At 46.0% G+C, this 22,045-nt stretch carries 22 protein-coding genes, 1 pseudogene and 1 riboswitch; of the genes and pseudogenes, 19 read left to right on the forward strand and 4 right to left on the reverse strand.

Features of this window, described 5'->3' with window-relative positions; genetic code table 11:
* Positions 1-25 precede the first annotated feature (25 nt).
* Positions 26-164, forward strand: a riboswitch (FMN riboswitch).
* 68 nt (positions 165-232) lie between these two features.
* Positions 233-895 carry an ECF transporter S component gene (locus tag C6P39_RS21460; RefSeq protein ID WP_104805128.1) on the forward strand — a complete coding sequence of 221 codons (663 nt, stop codon included), beginning with the start codon at positions 233-235 and terminating at the stop codon, positions 893-895.
* A 15-nt stretch (positions 896-910) separates the two neighbouring features.
* Positions 911-1,396: a pyridoxamine 5'-phosphate oxidase family protein gene (locus C6P39_RS21465; RefSeq protein WP_095175714.1), complete on the forward strand. Its 486-nt coding sequence runs from the start codon at positions 911-913 to the stop codon at positions 1,394-1,396.
* A 144-nt stretch (positions 1,397-1,540) separates the two neighbouring features.
* On the opposite strand, the gene C6P39_RS21470 is transcribed toward C6P39_RS21465, so the two are convergent.
* Complete coding sequence (locus C6P39_RS21470; RefSeq protein WP_104805129.1) at positions 1,541-4,699, reverse strand: PAS domain-containing hybrid sensor histidine kinase/response regulator; 3,159 nt, start codon at positions 4,697-4,699, stop codon at positions 1,541-1,543.
* A gap of 337 nt (positions 4,700-5,036) precedes the next feature.
* On the opposite strand from C6P39_RS21470, the gene C6P39_RS21475 reads away from it, so the two are divergent.
* Both C6P39_RS21475 and C6P39_RS21480 read left to right on the forward strand, forming a co-directional pair.
* Positions 5,037-5,894, forward strand: coding sequence for a tyrosine-type recombinase/integrase (locus C6P39_RS21475; protein WP_104805130.1), 858 nt, complete (start codon positions 5,037-5,039; stop codon positions 5,892-5,894).
* Between the two features lie 346 nt (positions 5,895-6,240).
* Entirely contained in the window at positions 6,241-6,501 is a 261-nt protein-coding gene (locus tag C6P39_RS21480) for a hypothetical protein (RefSeq protein WP_104805131.1), read from the forward strand.
* On the opposite strand, the gene C6P39_RS21485 is transcribed toward C6P39_RS21480, so the two are convergent.
* The gene (locus C6P39_RS21485; RefSeq protein WP_104805132.1) at positions 6,498-6,842 is read right to left on the reverse strand and encodes a winged helix-turn-helix transcriptional regulator; all 345 of its coding nucleotides are present in this window, start codon (positions 6,840-6,842) and stop codon (positions 6,498-6,500) included. The genes C6P39_RS21480 and C6P39_RS21485 overlap by 4 nt on opposite strands.
* A gap of 167 nt (positions 6,843-7,009) precedes the next feature.
* Between C6P39_RS21485 and C6P39_RS21490 the strand changes: the two genes are divergently transcribed.
* Entirely contained in the window at positions 7,010-7,528 is a 519-nt protein-coding gene (locus C6P39_RS21490; RefSeq protein WP_104806009.1) for a nitroreductase family protein, read from the forward strand.
* Positions 7,529-7,548: 20 nt separating this feature from the next.
* Positions 7,549-8,238: an L-2-amino-thiazoline-4-carboxylic acid hydrolase gene (locus tag C6P39_RS21495; RefSeq protein WP_104805133.1), complete on the forward strand. Its 690-nt coding sequence runs from the start codon at positions 7,549-7,551 to the stop codon at positions 8,236-8,238.
* A gap of 265 nt (positions 8,239-8,503) precedes the next feature.
* On the opposite strand, the gene C6P39_RS21500 is transcribed toward C6P39_RS21495, so the two are convergent.
* Positions 8,504-9,463, reverse strand: coding sequence for an NYN domain-containing protein (locus C6P39_RS21500; protein ID WP_095175720.1), 960 nt, complete (start codon positions 9,461-9,463; stop codon positions 8,504-8,506).
* 146 nt (positions 9,464-9,609) lie between these two features.
* Here C6P39_RS21500 and C6P39_RS21505 point away from each other — a divergent pair, with 146 nt between their 5' ends.
* The 6 genes from C6P39_RS21505 to C6P39_RS21535 all read left to right on the forward strand — a co-directional run bounded on the left by C6P39_RS21505 (position 9,610) and on the right by C6P39_RS21535 (position 16,231).
* On the forward strand, positions 9,610-10,041 hold the full coding sequence (locus tag C6P39_RS21505; protein ID WP_095175721.1) for a DUF2383 domain-containing protein: 432 nt from the start codon (positions 9,610-9,612) through the stop codon (positions 10,039-10,041).
* Between the two features lie 60 nt (positions 10,042-10,101).
* Positions 10,102-11,121 carry an aromatic acid exporter family protein gene (locus C6P39_RS21510; protein WP_095175722.1) on the forward strand — a complete coding sequence of 340 codons (1,020 nt, stop codon included), beginning with the start codon at positions 10,102-10,104 and terminating at the stop codon, positions 11,119-11,121.
* A gap of 85 nt (positions 11,122-11,206) precedes the next feature.
* Positions 11,207-11,833 carry a flavodoxin gene (locus C6P39_RS21515; protein ID WP_242987100.1) on the forward strand — a complete coding sequence of 209 codons (627 nt, stop codon included), beginning with the start codon at positions 11,207-11,209 and terminating at the stop codon, positions 11,831-11,833.
* A gap of 14 nt (positions 11,834-11,847) precedes the next feature.
* Positions 11,848-12,795: an AAA family ATPase gene (locus C6P39_RS21520; RefSeq protein ID WP_104805134.1), complete on the forward strand. Its 948-nt coding sequence runs from the start codon at positions 11,848-11,850 to the stop codon at positions 12,793-12,795.
* A 3-nt stretch (positions 12,796-12,798) separates the two neighbouring features.
* Positions 12,799-13,896 (forward strand): DUF58 domain-containing protein, encoded by a 1,098-nt coding sequence (locus C6P39_RS21525; protein WP_095175724.1) that lies wholly within the window; start codon positions 12,799-12,801, stop codon positions 13,894-13,896.
* Positions 13,897-14,221: 325 nt separating this feature from the next.
* The gene (locus C6P39_RS21535) at positions 14,222-16,231 is read left to right on the forward strand and encodes a transglutaminase-like domain-containing protein (protein WP_158661656.1); all 2,010 of its coding nucleotides are present in this window, start codon (positions 14,222-14,224) and stop codon (positions 16,229-16,231) included.
* A gap of 67 nt (positions 16,232-16,298) precedes the next feature.
* Here C6P39_RS21535 and C6P39_RS21540 read toward each other — a convergent pair whose 3' ends face one another.
* A complete protein-coding gene (locus C6P39_RS21540) occupies positions 16,299-16,511 on the reverse strand; it encodes a cold-shock protein (protein ID WP_018594431.1) in 213 nt (70 codons plus the stop codon).
* 618 nt (positions 16,512-17,129) lie between these two features.
* Here C6P39_RS21540 and C6P39_RS28555 point away from each other — a divergent pair.
* The 7 genes and pseudogenes from C6P39_RS28555 to C6P39_RS21575 all read left to right on the forward strand — a co-directional run.
* A pseudogene (locus tag C6P39_RS28555) lies at positions 17,130-17,330 on the forward strand (GNAT family N-acetyltransferase); the annotation flags it as partial.
* Between the two features lie 323 nt (positions 17,331-17,653).
* The gene (gene bcp, locus C6P39_RS21550) at positions 17,654-18,106 is read left to right on the forward strand and encodes a thioredoxin-dependent thiol peroxidase (protein WP_095175726.1); all 453 of its coding nucleotides are present in this window, start codon (positions 17,654-17,656) and stop codon (positions 18,104-18,106) included.
* An 8-nt stretch (positions 18,107-18,114) separates the two neighbouring features.
* Positions 18,115-19,185 (forward strand): hypothetical protein, encoded by a 1,071-nt coding sequence (locus tag C6P39_RS21555; RefSeq protein WP_104805137.1) that lies wholly within the window; start codon positions 18,115-18,117, stop codon positions 19,183-19,185.
* Entirely contained in the window at positions 19,166-19,510 is a 345-nt protein-coding gene (locus C6P39_RS21560; RefSeq protein ID WP_095175728.1) for a hypothetical protein, read from the forward strand. Before C6P39_RS21555 ends, C6P39_RS21560 begins: the two co-directional genes overlap by 20 nt.
* A gap of 10 nt (positions 19,511-19,520) precedes the next feature.
* A complete protein-coding gene (locus C6P39_RS21565; RefSeq protein ID WP_104805138.1) occupies positions 19,521-20,300 on the forward strand; it encodes a hypothetical protein in 780 nt (259 codons plus the stop codon).
* A complete protein-coding gene (locus C6P39_RS21570) occupies positions 20,293-21,120 on the forward strand; it encodes a hypothetical protein (protein WP_104805139.1) in 828 nt (275 codons plus the stop codon). Before C6P39_RS21565 ends, C6P39_RS21570 begins: the two co-directional genes overlap by 8 nt.
* Positions 21,121-21,339: 219 nt before the next feature.
* A complete protein-coding gene (locus C6P39_RS21575) occupies positions 21,340-22,002 on the forward strand; it encodes a GPP34 family phosphoprotein (protein ID WP_104805140.1) in 663 nt (220 codons plus the stop codon).
* The last annotated feature ends 43 nt before the right edge of the window (positions 22,003-22,045 follow it).

Raw genomic sequence — 22,045 nt, forward strand, 5'->3', positions numbered from 1 at the left:
ATTTCTGATTTCAAAAAAAGAATATTGAAGTCTTTGTGGCAGGGTGTAAGTCCCTACCGATGGTATAGTCCATGACCCGCTTTGGCGGCTGAGCCGGTGACTCCTTTAGTATGATAAGGGGAATTCCGGCACCGACGGTATAGTCCGGATGAGAAAAGACATTTTCTGTGAAACTACGCCCGGAGCATATATATTGTTCCGGGCTCATTTTTTTTGAAGGAGGATACAAACTATGAACCAGACTCAAGAAACAACCAATGCAGCTTTTGGCAATGGAATGAAGGCCCAGGCAGGTGCGAAAATGCGGGTAAAGAAAATAGCCTTTGCAGGCCTGATGGGGGCAGTCAGTGCTGTTCTTATGCTTTTCAGGTTTCCGCTGCCTTTCATGCCGCCCTTTATGTCCTTTGACTTATCCGGTCTGATGGAGATGCTGGGAGGATTTATGTTCGGTCCCGGTGCGGCGCTTATGATCATTGTGGTCAAAATACTGCTACAGCTTGTCATGCAGGGCAGCTTCTCTCTGGGAACGGGGGAGATACAGAATTTTATTTTGAGCTGCTGTTATGTTATGCCTGCACTGCTGATCTACCACAGACACAAGACGAAGAAGACGGCGTTGGCAGGTATGGGGGTCAGCACGGTACTGGTTGGCATTGTGGCTGTTTTTACGAACCTGTATCTGATCATTCCCTTTTATGTGCGGTTGTTTGGCATGACTATGGATGAAATCATTTCAATGTGCAGCGCAGTAAACCCAGCTATGAAAAATGCCTTTTCTATGGCGGTCTTAGGAATCCTGCCGTTTAATCTGATCAAATACGGAGTGACGTCAGTCCTGACATTTCTGTTATATAAAAGACTGAGCAAAGTAATTAAAAGTATTGTAGAAAAATAAAGGAGGAAAACAAAAATGAAATTTTCACTGGACAAATCCATCAGCTATGAGGACGCTGTGGGACGTATGTTTGAGATGCTGGGGAACAGCAAGATCATGGCACTGGCATCCAGCCTCAATGACTATGTAATGGTCAGGAACGTAAGCTGTCTTTTTTATGATGACAAGATTTACTTTAAAACGGACAAAAACTTCAGAAAAACAAAACAGCTTTTGGAAAATCCCAAGGTAGCTATGTGCTGGAGCGGCGTGCAGGTAGAAGGAACTGCCCACAATAAAGGACTTGTTGTGGAGGAGCCGGGACACAGATTTGAGGAGGGATACAAAAAGTATCTGTGGGAGAGCTATAACAAATACAGCCATGAGGATACGGAAATCCTTATTGAGGTTTCACCAAAATATGTGGAGATCTGGGATACCAGTGAGGATGGGTATGCATACCAGCTGTTTATTGATTTTGACAAAAAATCAGTGGAAGTGATACCTTACGATAAAAAATGATAGAAGGCCCGCTCCGCCAAGGCTCTGCGGTTATGAAAAAATGTGGGTATCACAAAGTGTGAAGCTTTGTGATACCCACTTTTTTATCCCTTGAGATCAAAGGAAGGAGGACGGCAGATCTTTTGATATTCTGTAAAAGATTCTTTAGTCCAGGTATTTACTGATTTCACGTGACATAACCTCATGATCCAGAGGTTTTGCCATATGACCGTTCATGCCGGCAGATTTGGCATTTTGGATATCGCTTACGAAGGCGTCTGCTGTCATGGCAATAATGGGTACCTTTTGCGCATCTGAGCGGTTTAGGGAACGAATGGCACGGGCAGCATCGTAGCCGTTCATCAGAGGCATCTGGATATCCATTAAAATAAGGTCGTAGAAATAGAGCGGGCTTTGCCGGAACTGCAAAAGTGCTTCTTCACCATTGACGGCAATTTCCAATTTGGCTCCCATACTGCCGAGTAATTCCACGGCAATCTCCCGGTTAAGTTCATTATCCTCTGCAAGCAGGAAGGTTTTTCCGCTGAAATCATGGGATTCCACCTGGGGTTCTATGCGCCTGCCGCCGCCCAGATACTCCGAAAGGCAGTTTCTGAATGTGGAACGGAAAAAGGGTTTTTCTATAAAGCCGGTGTCCGGCCCTTTCCGGATGCCGTTTCTTTCAAAGGAGGAGAGAATCAGATGCAGATTGTCCCCACTGTTTTTCAGAAGTTGGATATCTTGTTCCAGGTCTTGAGCGTGGGACATTTCCTGGTCCAGTATAAGGATACGGTATCCACAGCCTTCCCGGTGCCGTTTTTGAACCATGGCCCTTGCTTTTTCAATATTTTCGGCACATTCAGCATGAATCCCCAGTGCACAAAGTTCCTGAGTGCCATACTGTAAAACGAACGGATCATGGTCTGCCAGCAGAACCGGAACATCAGGCAGAGGCGGACCGTCATTTTCCGGCACCGGGGTCATCGGCAGGGTAACCTGAAATACGGTACCTTTCCCGGGTTCGCTCTCCACCGTGATAGTTCCATCCAGCATATCCACCAGCCGTTTTGTTATGCACATACCAAGGCCGCTGCCTTCGATCCGGTCAGTCCGGCTGTCCTGTTCACGGGTAAAAGCCTCGAATAGATGTTCCATGAACGCCCGGCTCATTCCGGCGCCTGTGTCGGAAACTGTAAAACGTATCCTGGATCTTTCGTCCTGTGCCGCGGGCAATTGCTCTGTATCAAAAATAATATGCCCCCCATAAGGCGTAAATTTGCAGGCATTTGACAAAAGGTTCAGCAGGATTTGACGCAGGCGGAGGTCATCACTGCAAAATTTCTCGTTTTCCAAATGCATTATGTGAACATCAAAAACCTGGCCGTGTTCATGGATCCCGGCTAATGTGATCATGATCACCTCCCGCAGTACCTCAGGGAGGGAGATGGGTTCCATATTAATGTGAAAATTCCCGTTTTCAATTTGTGACATATCCAGGACATCATTGATCAAGCCCAAGAGATGATGGCTGGAAAGGCGGATTTTACGAAGACAGTCTTTCACACGTTCTTTGTCGTGCAGATGGCTGTCTGCAATATCTGTCATCCCTGCGATAACATTCATCGGGGTGCGGATATCATGGCTCATACGGGACAAGAAATCTGATTTTGCCATGTTTGCCTGTTTGGCGGTTTCCAAGGCATCGTTGAGCATTTCCGTGCGCTCTTCCAGTTTACTTTGCAGCTCCCTGAGCTCCGTGATGTCAGTGACGTCGATAAAAATTGTCATATATACCGGATCATCTGCCACAGAGTCAATGCAGGTACAGTGAATCTGAAACCAACGGTCACGGTCATGCTTATCCTTGACACGTATTGTCCCCTCAAAAGGTTTACCTTTTCTAAAATTAGGATGATTAGCTTTCATCTGCGCCCGGCTTTCCGGCTGCAGGATAGAATATGGATCTATGGTATGCAGATGCTCAAGGTCCAGATCAAAAATATCTTTGATCCGTTCACTTGCATCCAGTATCATGATGGAATCCGGCATGATACGGTGCTTGACAATAAAACCGGGAATATTATCATAAGCGATGGTCCTTTCCTGCTGTATCTGCATCATATCTGTGACGCTGACCATGGTGGTATAGGCAATCTGCTTTCCATCCAGGTATGTATCTGTAAAAAATCCCACCATTTTAACCCAGTTTGTGGAGCCGTCCGGGAGCCTCAGGGGTATGAAAATTTCATAGCTCTTTTGGGGGTCTGCAAACATCTGGTTGATTTTATTATGGATGGTATTCCAGCTTTCCGGATTATTGCGGAAATATTCATCGCAGTGGTTATGAAATAGTGCTTCGTACTCACTTTTGGAATAACCGATCAGCTGATAGTAAAAATCATTGGCCCAAACCACAGTAAAATGTTCGTCTACCAGATGCCGGCTGACGCTGACTTTCATGGCGCGCATAAGCATTTCCTGCTCATTTTTCATCTGCACCAGTTCCGTTACATCTGTCATAACCGTGTAGGAGGTACGGATACCGTTTATGTATTCATCCGTAAAATAGCTGAACAGTTTGACCCAATAACTGGAGCCGTCCTCATATTTCATCGGGACGATCATTTCATATTGGTCCTGCCCTTTTTCCAGAACGGATGCAACCTTTGCAGCCAGCAGTTCCCAGCCTTCCGGATTATTGCTGTAATATTCATCGGCATGGTTATGGAAAAGCGCTTCATACTTTTCTTTGGTATAACCGATCAGTCTATAGTAATATTTGTTCGCCCACACACAGGTAAAATGTTCATCGATCATATGTTTGCTGACACTTACATTCAGTGCACCCATGAGCATTTCCTGTTCCCGGGTCATTTTTTGATAGACGCGCTGTGTATATTCCCTGTCCCTGCGGGCCTGCATCATCTCCGTTACATCAGTCATAGCAGTGTAGGCTACACGGTATCCGTGAATATACTCATCTGTAAAGGCTGACTGCAGTTTGACCCAGAAAGTTTCTCCATCAGGATAAATCATTGGCAGATAGACGGTATATTGTGTCTCATTTTTTTCCAAGGTGGAATTTACTTTGTCCATGAGCAGTTTCCAGCCTTCCGGATTGTTGTAGAAATATTCGTCACAATGGTTGTGGAATCTGGCCTCATATTCCGGCTTTGGGTAGCGGATCAACTCATAATAGTAATCGTTTGCCCATACACAGGTAAAATGTTCGTCCAAAAGATGCCGGCTGACACTGGCACCCAGAACACTCATCAGCATACTGTATTCATGATTTAACTCTTCATAACTCAGATTAATTCCCATATGTTTTATCCTTATTCCCTGTTTCTTTTTTAATGCGCGCCCATCAATACTGATCTTGGCTGCGTGTCTCTATGCGGAACAGCACCTTGTTCATATTATTATGTTTTAATAATTATAAAACAAATGGCTGCAAAACTCAATATACATATTGAATTCCTAAACGCCAAATGACATTTTTGACATTTTTGCGCTGCAGAAAGAGTTCATAAAACAATCCGGGGTACAGGACATATAGCCCGGTGTATGGTAAATACTGGAAATTGCTCCATGGTGATTGCGTTATTTCTTTTAAAAGCTATAATAATGGAATAACACTATGTCTACAGGAGGTCTGCCTATGCAGAAAGAAAATACATTTACCATGAAGACAGAACTGATCGAGGGATTTTCTTATCATTTATACAGCCAGGAAAAGACAGGGGCAACCATCAGAAAATATTCCACGGACTTAAAGACCTTTTTAAAATATCTGGGGCCTGACAGACAAGTCAGCAGAATACGTCTTCTGGAGTACAAAGAATGGTTGAGGCAGAAGTATGCAGTGAGCAGTACCAATTCCATGCTGGCTGCAGTCAACTGCTTTTTAGATTACCTGGGATTTCCGGAGTTAAAAGTGAAGAGCTATAAAGTGCAGAAACGGATGTTTCTGGATTCAGAAAAGGAAATGACAAAGAAAGAGTACAGGAAACTGGTAGAGACGGCAAGAAAGAAGGAGAAGGACCAGCTTGCCCTCATACTGGAGGCCATCTGCGCCACGGGAGTCAGGGTCAGTGAACTGAAATATCTGACCGTAAAAAATCTTCAATACGGCCATCTGGAAGTCTGTAATAAGGGAAAAACACGAATTGTCCTGATCCCGGAGGGTCTGCGGAAAAAATTATTGTGCTATGCGGGAAAACAGGGGATCAAAACAGGTCCTGTCTTTGTCACCAGAAACGGAAGACCAAAGGACAGAAGTAACATATGGACAGAAATGAAAGTATTGGCAGAGCAGGCAGGAATTAAACCGAAAAAAGTTTTTCCGCACAATCTGCGTCATCTCTTTGCCCGCTCTTTTTATAAGGCAACAAACAATCTTGCCGCACTGGCAGACGTTCTGGGACACAGCAGTCTTGAAGTGACACGGATTTACACAGCAGATACGCTGAAGAAATTTCAGGGAATGATAGAACAACTGGATTTGATCGTTCCATAGAAAGAAGGACATTAATACCACATAATAAGAATTATGTAGTTGTTATAGGTGTCCATGCATCTGGTTTATAGAAATTTTAATACATATGGTAAAAAATGTCAATATAATATACCGGGTTTGTCTCTTTTGGGCAGCGAAGGAAGGAAATAGTCTGTTATTATCAATTCTTATGCATATCAAAAAGAAGCCTGCGGACAGATAAATGCAGGCTCGAAAGAAAAGACAGCATATTCCGCTGTGCCTCTCATAAGATTCCTTAAGAAGATAATCATTCTTTACCACATAATTCTTATTATGTAGTAAGAAAACAGCCGCAGGAAGGACAGTGAGCCGGAGGGAGCAGGATATGATTGAGACAGGTCGAAAAAGGTTCCTCAAAAAGAGTAAAGAAGTCAAAAAGAGAATGCCGAACCACGTGGAGGAGATGGGGCTTGGCAGAAAGCTGACAGATAAACTTATAAACCACAGGATCGAGTATGTCACGGACATCCTGTCATGCACAGAAACGGAGCTGCGGGAAACTGCAGTGCTGAGCGACAGGGAAATGACTCTTCTGAGGGAAAAGATGAGAGAATTCCAGCTTGATTTCTGGGATGAATTGTTTTAGAAGAAACAGTCAGCATCACTTATTTTTTCCAGATATATGGTTCCCCAGTCGCACAAAGATTCCAATACAGGAAGCAGGGTCTGTCCGAATTCGGTAAGGGCGTACTCTGTTTTGGGTGGGACAACCGGATATACCGTGCGGCTGATCAGACCGTCGCTCTCCAATTCCCTTAACTGCTGTGTCAGCATCTTGGTTGTAGCTTTGGGGACAAGCCGATGGAGTTCACTGAATCTAAGCACCTGATCTCTCAGATGCCAGAGGATGACCGCCTTATATTTTCCTCCGATCAGATGAATGGTAGCTTCCACAGGACAGGTATAAGAGCTGCTGCATGTCTTCATTTTTGTTTTTCCTTTCTTTTTCAATTTGAAGATTTTTCAAAGAGATCTACGGAACAGTTACTTTTTGGGTACTATATACCAAAAAAGTGCGTTCTTGCCAAAAGTAAAATCAGTGGTAAGATTATAGCATAGACCAAGAAAAATAGAAAGAGAAAGGAATGGATCATATGGAATTTTCAGAACTGGCAAAAAAGAGGTACTCTGTCCGCTCTTATAACGGAAAGAAGGTGGAGAAAGAAAAATTAGAAAAAATATTGGAAGCCGCCCACGTGGCTCCCACAGCTGCAAATCTTCAGCCTGTCCGCCTGTTGGTGATACAGCAGGAGGAAGGACTTGAAAAATTGTCAAAGGCAGCAAATATCTACCATGCGCCCCTTGCCATAGTAGTATGTGCGGATCATGATAAAGCATGGGTTCGGCCTTTTGATAAAAAGCAGACTTGTGATATTGATGCGTCCATCCTTACAGACCACATGATGCTTCAGGCGTCTGAGCTGGGACTTGGAAGTGTTTGGATCTGTTATTTTAAACCCGATATCTTACGGGAAGAATTCTGTATTCCAAAGAATCTGGAACCGGTTAATATACTTGCAGTGGGTTATAGTGAGGAAACGCCCCAGTCACCGGACCGGCATGAGGAAACACGCATAGCGGTTAAAAGCCTGGCCTCATTTGAACATTTTTAACCATAGGGGAGAATTATAATATGACAGAAAACTGTGTTTTTAATGAAAAGGTACATGCGTTTTTAATTGGGCTGTTTTATCAGGAGTTAAAAGCCGCAGAAGGTCCGGCAGGAGAGGAATGCTTTATAAAAGCTGTCCAGAGAACAGCGGAACAGCGGGGACATCGCATGGCTTTAAGGGCAATGCGCGACAAAAGGCCTTTAGACTATAATACATATATGGCATACGGGGAGATATATGCCACCATTCCAGGCAAAATGGAAATGGCCGGGGAATATCCCGATGCAGAGACACGGGTTTATACCTGCGCCTGGCATGACACTTTTAAAGAGATGGGACTTGAGGCGTGCGGTCTGGTATACTGCAGGGAGATAGACAAGGGGATTGTCAGAGGATTTAATCCGGACCTTCTGTTTGAACAGAAAAGTGTGCTTCACAATGCGCCATGCTGCCGGCTTGTATTCCGAAACGCTGCGCTTGACAACAGCGTGCCGGTCTCCAAAGAGGCGAAAAAGGACTGGGATTACCACTGCGGTCATTATTACAAAACCTTTGGGGAATACATACGGACCGTTTTTTTAGATGGGGAAAATATCATAAAGAGAGTAGACGAAAAATTTGCAGACAGATACGGGGCAGATTGTCTGGACACCCTGCACAGATATCTGGAAACAGATTTTAACCTTATCAAGGAGACTTGCAGCCGCTAGTCCACAGAGAATGAAACGATAGGAAATGCAGATCTTTGACACGGGATGCGGCAGAGAATGAAACGATAGGAAATGCAGACCTTTGACATGGGCTGCGGCAGAGAATGAAACGATGGAAAATGCAGACCTTTGACATGAGCTGCGGCAGAGAATGAAACGATAGGAAATGCAGACCTTTGACACGGGCTGCGGCAATGAAAATGCGGGTACATGGATATAAACACTTCCATGTACCCGTATACTTTTACATTAGGAAAAACTAAGCCTATGCGTCGTAAACGGCCCAGTTCTGTTCCCCGTCCTCCCGGATATGTATTTCCGGAAAACTCTGTATATACTGCTTGAACTGTGAGAAACCGTAATCCCGCACCTTAAAGTCTCCGAAACGGTTCCGGATTTTGTTGCTGAGAGTTCCCAGTGGTACACCTTGCCGGCCTGCGTTTCTGACAAGCTGGATCACATATTCTTCCAGCATCTCTTTTTTACTCTTGTCCTCGTATAGCGTGACAGACACCTGGGTCCCCTCCTGCCGCAGCTTTAATTTGGGGAAGGCTTCTAAAAATTTCGACAGAAGACTGTATCCGTAACGCCTAACATCAAAATCAGGATATAGCTTGACCAGACGGCTGCCAACTTCTCCCAGGCCTGTGATCTTATCATTATTCTGATTCTCGGTGATGATCTTCACCACAGCTTCCTCAATCTCCGTCTTGGAAACCACCTCGGCATTGTTTTGCTTCGTACATTTTTCCATTGCATGGATGGCAGGCTTTTCCTCTTTTTCTATGGCGTTATCCTCAAGCAGCAGTTCCAGTACCGTAAATATATCACAGGCCTTCCTGAAGGAGGAAGGTGTCTTGTCCTCCCCCATGCCGATGACATTTTTGCCGCTTTCCCGCAGTCGGCTGGCCAGTTTTGTAAAATCGCTGTCACTGGAAACAAGACAGAAACCCTCCAGCTCGCTTGTATACAGCATGTCCATGGCATCTATGATCATGGCAGAGTCCGTGGCATTTTTTCCGTGTGTATAGCTGAACTGCTGAATGGGTGTGATGGAATTTTCCAGCAGGACTTCCTTCCAACTGGAATTATAAGTGCTGGTCCAGTCACCGTATATTCTCTTGTATGTTACGTTTCCGTATTTGGAGAGTTCATCCAGAATAGGCTTGATGTATTTGGCTGAGACATTATCTGCGTCGATCAGCAGTGCGTATTTATCTTCCATATTTCCCTAACCTCTTATTCCGATGTTTTTTCACACATCATATAAAAAGTATAACATACAAAATTGCTTTTTGGTATAGGAAAAAAGAGCATATAATGTCGGAGGATTGCCCATACTAAAAGGAAAAAGAAAGAAGGGCATGGAACGTGGAGACACATACCAAGAAGCTTTTAGAGGAATGCAACTCCGGATGTAAAATGGGAATCAACAGCATGAAGCAGGTCAGCGATTACATCAAAGATGAGAAGCTGAAGGATCTGGTCAATGAATACATCCGCAAACATCAGGATTTGGAGAAGGAAACTTCCCGGCTGCTTCAGCAGTCCGGTGAGGAGGAAAAAGACCCGGGCCCTGTGGCTGCTGCCTTTTCCAAGGTTACGACAGAGGTGAAGCTCATGATAAAGGATGACAGCAGCCAGATCGCAAAGCTTCTGACAGACGGCAGTAATATGGGCATCCAGAGTATCAGCAAGGCTGTAAATCAATATTGCCATGCGTCCACAGACAGTATCGCATTGGCAAAACGCCTTGTGAAAGCAGAAGAAAGATTCATGAAAGATTTACAACCGTTTCTATAAAAGGATCAGGGCTGCTGCACAGGAGATTCTGTGTGGGAGCCTTTTTTGTGAGGGTTTGATATGCTGAAAATGAAAGCCGGAAAATATGTGGCAATTGCTCTGAAAACAGCCATAGGAAGCTGTGTTGCCATACTTGCAGCGGAGCAGTTTCACCTGGAATTTGCCAGCTCAGCGGGGATCATCGCGCTGCTGACATTGATCAATACAAGATGGGATACCCTCAGGCTGTCTGCTGTGAGGCTTCTCTCTTTTTTTGCTGCCGTGCTTCTGGCCTGGATGATCTTCAGCCATATGAGCAGGGAATGGATCACATACGGCGTGTTCGTATTTTTGCTGGTGGGCATCAGCCTGTTTGTGGGATGGCAGAATACCATGTCTGTCAATGCAGTCATAGGGACACATTTCTGGACAACCCAGGACTTTGGTGCTGCTGCTATCTGGAATGAGTTTTGTCTTGTCTTTATCGGTATAACAGTGGCGGTGGTGCTGAACTTGTTTCAGCGCAACCAGAGCAGGAAAAAACAGATCTTGCAGGATATGCGGTATGTGGAAGCCAGGCTGCAGGACATTCTGGAAATGCTGGCAGACTACCTGATGCAGAGAGAAAACCAGGCGGACGTATGGGAGGAGATCGCTCATCTGGAGGAGCACCTGTCCCATTCTATGGAGCGGGCCTATGAGTACGACAGAAATACATTTCTTCCCCACACGGAGTATTACAACCACTATATCGAAATGCGGACCAGGCAGTGCAGTATGCTGCAGAGCCTTCACTGGGAGATACAGAAGATCCGCACCATGCCCAGCCAGGCCCTGACCATTGCAGAGTACATGACTTATATGAAACGATTCGTGGAGGAAAAAAATGTGCCGAAGAAACAGATAGAACGACTCCGCCAGGTGGAGGATGAATTTCACAGGGCACCGCTTCCGGTGACCAGGGAGGAATTCGAGGGAAGAGCGGTTTTATATCATATTATGATGGATTTGGAGGAATTTCTGCTCTATAAGAAGCGGTTTGTGGAATCCCTGAGTGAAAAGCAGAAGAAAATTTACTGGGAAACTGAAAAAAAGGAATGAATTAGGGTCTTGCGCTGGAGTTAGGTCCATCACTTATGATAGAATAAAGATATGCATAAATATACGCAGAAAGGATGGACCGAATATGAAAAAAATAATATCTGTGGCCTTTTGTTTATTGATAGCATCACTGTCCCTATCCTCCTGCGGCAAAAAAGAATCGGAAGATGCTGCCGGGATGCAGGCAGAAAAGGAGAGTGTAAAAGTTCTGGTGGCCTTTTTCTCTTACGGCGGAAATACGCGGAAACTGGCGGAAACGGCTGCCCAGTATACAGGCGGGGGTCTGTTTCGGATAGAGACTGAAAAATCTTATTCGGAAGATTATGACAAGTGTCTGGAAGAGACAGCCCGTGAAATGGAGGAGAATGCCCGTCCGGTGCTTTCCTCCCATGTGGAAAATATGGAAGCGTATGATGTGGTGCTGCTGGGGTATCCCATCTGGTGGGGAAGTATGCCCATGGCTGTAAATACATTTTTGGAAGAATATGATTTTGAAGGTAAGATCATTGCGCCATTCTGTACTCATGGAGGAAGCGGACTGGGCAGCAGTGAGCAGGATTTGAAAAAGCTGTGCCCGGATGCAGAAACTTTTGAGGGGCTGGCAGTTTATGGCTCCCGCGCAGACCAGGCGGGGGAGGAGATGGCAGACTGGCTGGAAGGATTGGGTCTGTATGGGGAGGATCAGGACAGGGAAGAGGAAATACAGGATTAGGGGGATAAAATAATATGAAATCAAACAGAGAGGCTGTGTGGGAGGTACTTGCACAGATTAATCAAGTGATATTGGGAAAGGAGACTCTGACGGCGGAGGTACTGGCAGCGCTTCTGGCGGGAGGCCACGTGCTGCTGGAAGATCTGCCCGGTTCGGGGAAGACCACCCTGGCGCTGGCGTTATCTAAACTTTTGGGACTGGACTGGAAAAGGGTGCAGTTTACGCCGGATGTGCTGCCGTCTGACCTGACCGGGTTTTCCATATACAGAAAGGATCTGCAGAGGTTTGTCTATCAGCCGGGTGCTGTATTCTGTAATCTGCTTCTTGCGGATGAGATTAACCGTACTTCACCCAAAACACAGTCTGCGCTCCTGGAAGTAATGGAGGAGGAGCAGGTCACCGTGGAGGGAGTGACCAGAAAGGTGCCGGCTCCTTTTTTTGTCATTGCAACACAGAATCCTTCAGGTACGGCAGGCACACAGATGCTGCCGCCTGCCCAGATGGACCGTTTTATGATCTGCACTACCATGGGATATCCTGACTTTGCCAGTGAGGTGGAGATGGCTAAGGGGACAGGGATAGAGCGAAGGACTGACCATCTGACCTCCATGCTGAATGCCCAGGTGCTTCAGAATATTAGACAGGAGGTAGAACAGGTATTTGTCCACGACGCTGTCTATCATTATATCGTCAAACTCATTACCGCAACCAGGAGAAATCCCCATTTGGAAGCCGGTGCCAGCCCCAGGGGAACCATATCCCTGGTCCGTATGGCTAAGGTCACGGCCTGGATAGCAGGGAATGACTTTGTATCCCCTGCGGATGTGTCCGCCCAGTTCATTCCTGTGGTCAATCACAGAGTGAGGCTTGGAACCAGGGCGCGTATGGACGGTGTGGAAAAAGAGAATGTGCTGGCTGAGATACTGGAGCGTGAGGAGCGGCCGTTTTTTAAGGGGAGATGACAGATGAGAAAATTGCTGATAACATTGGTACTTCTTTTGTTTTTTTATCTGGCAGGCCTTTACCGCTCTTCTTCGGTTATGGTATTTATCCTGGCATTTCTGGTGTTTTTAGGGTGTATGGGCTTTTTAGCTAAATATCTGGCCCGCAGACTGGAGATCAGTCTGGAGCCGGAGCGGGGCACCGTGTCCAAGGAGAGTACGCTTACCGTGGTTTTGACTGCTGTGAACCCTTCCCTGGTACCTGTCATGAAATTTGAAACACGTATGAAAATATGGAATCAGGGAACATCCAAAGGAGCGGTAAAAAAAGTACAGGGCTATGTTCCGGCAAGGGGCACTGCAAGGATACCGGTTGAAGTTTCTCCAAGGCACTGTGGTGCCCTGGAGATCAGCGGAGTGAAGTCAAAAATCTGGGACCCGCTGTGTCTTTTTTGCGGGCAGAAAAAGGAGAAGGCCTCCTGTAATGCAGTGGTGTACCCCAAGGGATATGAGATGCAGTTTTCCATAGAAAGCCTTCCTTTTGGCATGGAAGTGGAGGTGGGGAACAGCAGGCTCGGCGTACAGCCTCCTGAAATATACCAGATACAGCCTTATCGTCCGGGGGACGGGATGAGGGATATACATTGGAAGCTGACTGCCAGAAGCGGGGAGCTCCTCAGCAAACAGTATTGTACAGAAGTGCAGGCACCGGTGTTCGTATTCTGGGATATCCGGGAAGAAAAGCCTTTAAGTCCGGGACAGATGGATGCCTTTTGGGAGCTTTGCTATGCGGTAAGTGCAGGGCTTTTGAAGGAAAAAGTCAGTCATCAGGTGGGATGTTATGACGGGCAGACCGGGCAGATTCAGGTGTATCCTGTGGCCTGCCATGAAGATATTATGAATGATCTATGTGAAATGATTCGCAGGGATGTGCTTTTTGTGGGAAGCAGTTACCCGGATGAATTGTATTTAGGGGAGATGTACCGGCGGCAGGAGGAGGGGGAGATAGTCCTCTCCATGGACACGTCCCTCAGGCTGCATTTGTACCACAAAATGCTGGTTCAGTTTTCAGAGGATAATTATGCGGAAGAGATCAAAAAAGAGACATTTTTACTCAGCTAATAAAAGAAGGAAAGCAGGGAGAGCCGGCGGACCGGTCAGCGGCCTGTTCTTTTTCGGCTGCTATTTTTGCGGGATTTTGGGTTATCTGTTGCTGTGTTCACTGATCTTCAGGCTGAACTATAGCTGGAGAGCCGTGGTCTTTGTACTTTCTCTGGCTTGTTTGTTATGCTGGGTCTTGCAGGATGTTTTGAAATGGAAGCCCTTCTTTATCATACTGACCGGAATTGCAGGGGCGGGAGGGATGTTTTTAATAAGGCAAAGCGCATAACTTACCAATATGAAAATGCTGTATGCTGCCGGAATGTGGAATATGAGGGCAATTCCCGTGATTGAAGTGACGGGGCTTTTGTGTATCTGTGTGATTTTGGGGCTGCTCCTAATGTATTTGACGGTAAGTCTGGCTAAGCAGGGGGGGATCTTTTATTTTATTACTTTTTCTCTTGTATTTGCCGCCATGATGCAGAAAGCAGAGATCAAGACTGGGACGCTCTGTCTTCTGGCTGTTTTTCATCTGGGAAACCGCATGGCAGGTGTTGCGGCTAAGACGAACCAGAAGCCGGGGCAGACCAGACGCAGCATTTATAAAAATGCGGGCAGGGTGATTCCTGTCCTTGCTGTGCTTCTTCTGCTGGCTATGGGAATCACCCAAAAAGGAGCGGCAGGACATATGGAAACGCTGTATGAGACTCCTTTAAAGACCGGTGACAGAGTTTGGCGCATGGCCGCAGGTATGTGGCTTCCCGAATCCCTCAAAGGCCAGATAAACAGGGGAGGTCTTTACCCAAGCGGAAGAGAACAGATGGAAGTGATCGTCTCCGGGAAGCCTGAGGAAGCTCTATATCTGAAAAACTTTGTGGGAGATGTGTATGAGAACGGTTCCTGGAAAGTGTCAGACAGAGAGGAATTTTATGAGAGTCTGGATGGACAGTATGCGGCCCAGGAGGGGGCAGACGCCAGGAAGTATTTTGAGAACAGACAGTTTTATATGATTCGTTATATTCTTGCCAATATGGGAGGCGTATACGGTGGGGAAAATATGCCGGGGGAAAAGAATGTGGAGCTTAAATCCCTGGCAGCAGAAAACAGGACCGCATCAATCCCTTATATTTACGGGGAGGAGTATGGGGATGATAAGGTGCATAGAGGAACCATGTACACAGAGCAGGATTTTAAAGAGGTGCTCGCCATGGCGGATGCAGATACCATAGCCCGGTTTGAGCAGGAGGAGAGCGCTTACAAAACGTTTGTGGAGCAGTCCTGTCTCACGGTTCCCGAGGAGGAGGTACCGCAGCTGGTCCGTCTTTGCGGTGAAAATGAAAAGTCAGGGGCAGAGGAGGTGAGCGGATTCATCCGTTCCTGGCTGCAGTCCAAGGCAGCCTATTCTCTGAACCCCGGCGTGGTGCCTATTGGAAAGGACCCTGCGGAATACTTTATATTTGAACAGGGGAAAGGATACTGCCAGCATTTTGCCACGGCAGCTGCCCTTATGTTTCGGTCTTACGGGATTCCGTCGCGTTATGCTGTGGGCTTTAGGGTAACGCCGGATTTATTTGAGCAGCAGGATGACGGCAGGTATAGAGCGGTTGTCACAGATGAGCAGGCTCATGCGTGGGCGGAGATTTATTCCGGAGGAGAGGGATGGATTCCGGTGGAAACAACTCCGGCAGCGGGAGAACTGCCCGCCGGAGCTGGCGCTGAGAGTGAAGAAAATATACCGAATGCAGAGACAGCAGCAGGAACCGCCGGGGAGGAAGAGGAAACCGGTCAGGAACCGGAGACGGAGCAGGAGGACCCGAATGTTCCAAATGAGATGACCGGTCAGGAACAGGCAGGAAATATGGAAGATGCAGATGAGACAGAAGCCGATCAGAAGGATGGGAGCAGCGGGAAGAGCGGCCAGAGCGGCCAGGGAAGCGTGCGTTCCTTTTTCCTGCGGATGGCGCCTGTGTTTGCTGTGATAGGTTTGATAGTATTTGTATGGGGGAGTATTTTGCTTCGCCGCTATCTGATCCTATGCAGACAGGAAAAGTATGGGACTGGTCAGATCATGGTCAGAATGCTGGAGGTTCTGGGATTGGCTGGAGAGATGAAAGAATGTGATGCCATGGGGGCAGATTTTCCCGAAAGTCTGTCAAATGCAGTACCGTCTGTCACTAAAAAAGAAGCCGGACAGATACAGAGGGCTGCCCTTCAGGAGAGTTTCGGTAAGGAGGAATTGTCCGGAATGCAGGGGAGAGATGCACGGCGTGTGTATAAAAAAGTCTGCGCTGCTGTTTATGAGAGACTGCCTTGGTATAAGAAGATTTACTTCCGGTATGGGAAAGTGTACAGATGAGGGAAAAGATGGATAAAAAAAGAGGCCGTGCATTTGGCTGCACGGCCTCTATTCATGCAATCAGGAATTATGCTGCACAAACATTAACTGCTTTCAGTTTTCTGCTGTCTTTCGGATCCTGCTCTGTATCAAATGTTACTCTCTGTCCTTCGTCAAGGCTTTTGAAACCATTGGAAACAATAGCGGAAAAATGTACGAATACATCCTCTCCTGTATTGGAATCAGTAATAAATCCGTATCCCTTCTGAGCGTTAAACCATTTCACTGTACCGTTATTCATAATCAGTACCTCCATATATAATATTTGGTCGTAATAAAATAGAAAAAAGCCAACACAGCAATGAATTAAATGGAATCATTGTCTGGTCGGCTCTAAATTCAAATTAATCACTTTTTGTATCATAGCATGAGGGGAGGGAAAAGTCAATAGGGGAAAAAAATATTTTTTTGGGGAGGGGACGGGAGAAGCGGAGGTGCCGGGAGGGGCGGCGGGTGTGTATCTGTGGCCGCTCGACGTTGCGGAACCTGTGAGCTAACCAATAACTGCGACTAAGACGCTCGCCAATGGGCTCTCGCCTAAGTCTCCGTAATTGGTGGATCTCACAGAACCCTCCACTTAACCTCGCTGCCACAGATACACACCCGCCGCCCCTCCCGGCACCTCCGCTTCTCCCTGGTTTTCTCAGGCGGGAATTGTTGGAAAAATATTGCGTGAGTTTGTGGGCGGAGTGTTAGGGGATGACCCGGATATGTTCCTTCGGAAGTGTTTTTAGGCGTAAGGGAAAATGACGATTTTGTGGTCGGAATGATTGATTTTCGTCATCCATTGTCGGATTTTCTTAAATATTTTGGAGGTAATATTGGATATAGTATTCGTTAATCAGAAAGACGTAAAGGGTATGCCTCAGAAATGCTAAGATTGATTTTGCCTATTTGTCGTGACTTTTGGGAAAGCCGGGTTTTATTAACTTGCGATAAAGAAAATATTGCTTCACAAAGAATGATTATTAAAAATGGCGGGGTGTTGGAGAATGAAATTTCTGATACAGCGGGTTTAAGTGAAAGTGGTATCATTCAAAGGTATTGGATTTCCATATAGCGTCTTTGGTTTATTATTAGCAGTCCGTTCCGGTTTGCCTTTCGCCCTTTGACAACTTTGGGATGAGTGATCTGAGGATTTTTTTGTGGGGCAACAAAGTCTGTTGTGAAGGACACTTATTTAAAAGGGGATTAAGGGGGGCAGAGAGAGGATGTTGTTAAGTTGCTTTAGTCAGGGAATAAAGTTATAATATTAGTAGTTGTGGAGCCGGAAGATGTCTGGCAGTGGTGAGAACTGTAAAATAAGTGATAAAATGAGAAGTGAAAAAACAAGAGAAGTGAAAAAACAAGAGAAGTGAAAAAACAAGAGATGGAGGAATGGATATGTTGGAAGTTGGAAGGAAGGCACCGGAATTTACTTTGCCAAATCAGGATGGGGAGGCGGTTTCGCTGGCTGACTACAGGGGAAAGAAAGTAGTTTTGTACTTTTATAGTAAGGATAATACGGCAGGATGTACGAAGCAGGCATGTGGTTTTGGGGAGCTTTATCCGCAGTTTACGGAGAAGGGGGCTGTGGTGCTGGGGATCAGCAAGGATACGGCTGCTTCCCATAAAAAGTTTGCGGAGAAATATCATCTGCCGTTTACACTGCTTTCTGATACGGAGCTGCAGGTGGTTCAGGAGTATGATGTGTGGAAAGAAAAAAATATGTATGGGAAGAAGGTTATGGGGGTGGTGCGGACCACATATCTGATTGATGAGAACGGGATAATAGAAAAGGCATTCGGAAAGGTTAAGGCAGCGGATAACCCGGCTCAGATGCTGGGAGAAATCTGAGAAAGCCTATGAGAAGGGGACAGGCTGTTTTAGGTGTGTTTTCATGTATGCATTTTCTTGTAGATGCTGCCTGCGCGTTTGCCATGTATGGGGTATTTCGGGAAAAGGATGCCTGGTACTGGTATCTGTTGTTGTATAATTTCTGCGCGTTTGCTTTGCAGATGCCGTTGGGGGTGGTACTTGACGGGCTATGCAGAGGGAAAGGTGCAGAGGAAAAGTATAGGTGTTCCGTAGGTTTTGCAGTTTTTGGGGGAGTGCTTACTTTTTTGGGCGGATTTACGCATGTGACGGTTTTGGGGCTGGGGAATGCGCTGTTTCATGTGGGAGGAGGCGTGGGGACTATCTGGACCAGTGAAAGGGAAGACAGAGTCTGCACACGGCTGGGAGTTTTTGTGGCGCCCGGAGCTTTGGGGCTGTTTTTGGGGAAAATGTGGAGTCAGTCTGTATCTGAGGTGGGGATCGTTTTGGCAGGGGCGCTTGTTCTGCTGAGTTTAGGGGGAGTGCTTTTGTGGCTGGGCAGGGGAAAGTATTTGGAAGAGCATGGCAGTAGAATATCCGGGAAAGGCAGGCCTGTTTATGGTAGAAGTATGATGGCAGTCTGCTGTTTTTTGGTGGTGCTGCTGAGGTCTTATGTTGGGATGTCGGCTGCTTTTCCGTGGAATAAGACCGTTCTTACGGGGGCGGTGTGTGCTGCGGCTGTGGCTGGAGGAAAAGTGGCGGGAGGTTTTTTGGCTGACCGGATTGGAATTTCCAGGACAGCGGTGATCTCCTTGATTCTGGCGGCGGGGATGTATGGGTTTGGTGGATTTTGGGGAACCGGGCTGCTGGCACTGCTGTTTTTTAATATGACCATGCCTTTGACACTGTATCTGATGTGGAAGGAGATGCGGGAACAGCCGGGGCTGGCTTTTGGTACATTGACGTTTGCTCTGTTTTTGGGATTTCTGCCGGTCTATTTTCAGACGGTGCCGCCTATGGATCACCGGCTGACAGGCAGTCTGGGAAGTTTGCTTTCGCTGTTGCTGTTTGCCGGGGTGATGAGGCGGAAAGGAGAGTCGGATGGTTCTGTATCTGGTTAAAATGTTTGGGGTTTCTCTGGGGCTTACGCTTGTGATCGAGGAAGCTGCTGCTCTTGTGTGGGGGATAAGAAAGAGAAAGGATTTGCTGCTGATCTGTCTGGTCAATATTATGACAAACCCTGCAGCAGTGTTTCTTGCGTGGATATGGAGGATGTATATGCCGCCCGGTGCGGGGAAAATTGTTTTTTATCTTTTGGTGGAGGCAGCAGTAGTCATAACAGAGGGACGAATTTACAGGGCTTATCTGCAGGGAAGCAGGCATCCTATGAAATATTCACTGGCGGCAAATGGATGTTCTTTCTTTTTGGGGTTGTTAATTGGATAGGGGGATACAGATGAAAAAAGGGATCGTTCTGTTTTTACTGATATGGATTTGTCTCGGAATACAGGCTTTGGACGTATCCGCAGATGTTATTTTTGAGCCGGAAAATATTTTTTACAAACGTCATGCAAAAGAATGTGAATATGCCAACCGTACCTTTACGGTTAATGGCTATGGAGGAGAAACGGAGCTTTACAAAAGTCCTTTGTCGGATAAAGTGCTGGCTGTGATGAAAAATAATGAGGAACATTATATTTCTTATATCTATACAGACGAAAAGGGGAACATGTGGGGACTGGTCGAGGATGTGGAAGGGGGAGAAGGCTGGGTACCCATGGCATATATGTACTCTTCTTATGGGGGAAGTTCCTTTCTGAAGGAATACCAATCTCAGATTAAAATAGAGATAGGAATCATAGATGTTGACAGCAGTGAAACAATATACAGTTGGGCATATCCCGGCTCAGGTGACCCTTCACCAGTGAGAATGGAGGGAAATCCATTAAGTTATGACCGGGTTTTTACAGATGAGCAGGGGCTTAAATGGGCACATGTGAATTATTATTATTATGGCTCTTATACCTATTGGGTATGTATGGATGACCCGTCAAATTTAAACCTGCCAATCCGGGAAGTGGACAATAGCATTCCCGACCCACCCAAAGCAATTGACCGTGTCAATGGTGGTTTTACGGTTTCGGTCTGGGTTGTGGCCGGGCTTACTGCGGTGCTTGTCATTGTAACAGGATGCCTTATTTGGGGAATATACGGGAAAGGAGGAGACCATGAATAGGAGGATACAAATAACGCTGCTGGTACTTCTGTGCATGATCATTCAAGCTTCCGTGGTGCGTGCGGACTTGATTTTTGAACCGCAGGACAGTTTTTACGAAAAGCATAAGGATGCATGTGAATATGTAAACCGCGTTTATGTTGTCAATGGCTATGGCGGGGAAACGGATGTCTATGATAGTCCCGGATCCGCCGAAAAAGTCATGACCATTCAGAATAGGGAAACCTATTATATTTCATTTGTCTATACAGATAAGAAGAATGTAAAATGGGGATTTGTAGAGGATTCTCAGGAGAATGGCGGCTGGGTACCCATGGATTATATGTATCCGGTCTATGACAGTCAGTCTTTTTATGAAGAATATAAGGAAAAGATTACATCAAAAGGCGGTGTTGTTCCAAATGTGACAAAGGGAGATGTCATATATGGGTGGAAATATCCGGGGTCTGAGACTAAATTTAAAATAAAGATTATGGAGGATTCCTTTGACTATGGTTCGGAGTTTACAGATGAAGAGGGGATGCATTGGGGAAATGTAGGATATTATATGGGAAACAAAGACTTCTGGGTTTGTATTGATGAACCGGAAAATCCTGATCTGCCGGTCAGGGAGATTAACAGGGATATAGCAGAAGCCCCGGAAACAATCCCGGGTGTGGCCGAAACATCTTCGGAAGCCCCGGAAAAAATCCCGGGTGTGCATGAAACATCCTCGGTTAGGTCAAAAGCAGGAAATATCCGGCTTGTGGCAGTGCTGGTTGGCCTGACAGCAGCGGTCACGGGATTTGCTGTATGGAAGTTTTACGGAAAGCCCCGGTAGGTTTGGGCAGTTCCAGCATAAGTTTATACAGAATCGTCTTTTGCCATGGGCGTTTTACCCGGAGGTATACCATTTAGGAAGTGATGTTTACCGTTTGGGAATTTACACACAGCAGACGTACAGAATGTGTTATTGTAAGCATATGGAAGAAATAAAACATACAGTATGATCGTAAAAACGTGATTTGATACGGTTTGACTGCCAAATAGGAGGTAACACATGTATAGAAAATCAATTGCACAGGAGTATTATGCTTTAGCGGTAAATGAAAAAGGAACCATGCCGGTCATGCACATGGACGAATCAAATGCCGGAATCGTGGTATCCAGTATCATGGATTTCATATTAAATGATGTGATCACAGTGGAAAAGAAAAAAATAACGGTGATCAAAGAGTTACCAAATGAACTTAGACACCTTGCCTCCCTGTATACATATCTAAAGGATAAACCACGGTCCACGGAAAAATTGATGAGTGATTACGCGGTATCAACAGGCAGCAGGATCAAACAACTACTGACAGAGATCGGTGAATCTTTGCTTGAAGATGGCGCGGCAGTGAAAAAAGCAGGCGGTCTGTTCGGTAATAAAGCCGTATATATTCCTGATAGAAGCTATAAGGATGCATTGGCCGGAAACATGAAGACGGAGGTGGCGAAAGACGAAATTTCCCCTCACGATATAGCACTTGTTTATATTTTAAACAAAACAAAGAATTTGAACCAATATTTATCGAAACATGAATTTGATGATTTGAAAGCTAAGCTGAAAGAAATGAAGAAGAACCCTCAAAATAAACAGCTGGGGGATATGTTAAACTATGTGGTTGACCTGACTACTATGTTGATGGCTTGTATTATTATTGTAACAAGTTTCAATTAAACGAACGAAAACAGGACAGCAAGCCAGTTTGGGACTGGGCACG

This window comes from Blautia marasmi, from assembly GCF_900258535.1.
In the GTDB taxonomy this organism is placed as follows: domain Bacteria; phylum Bacillota; class Clostridia; order Lachnospirales; family Lachnospiraceae; genus Blautia; species Blautia hominis.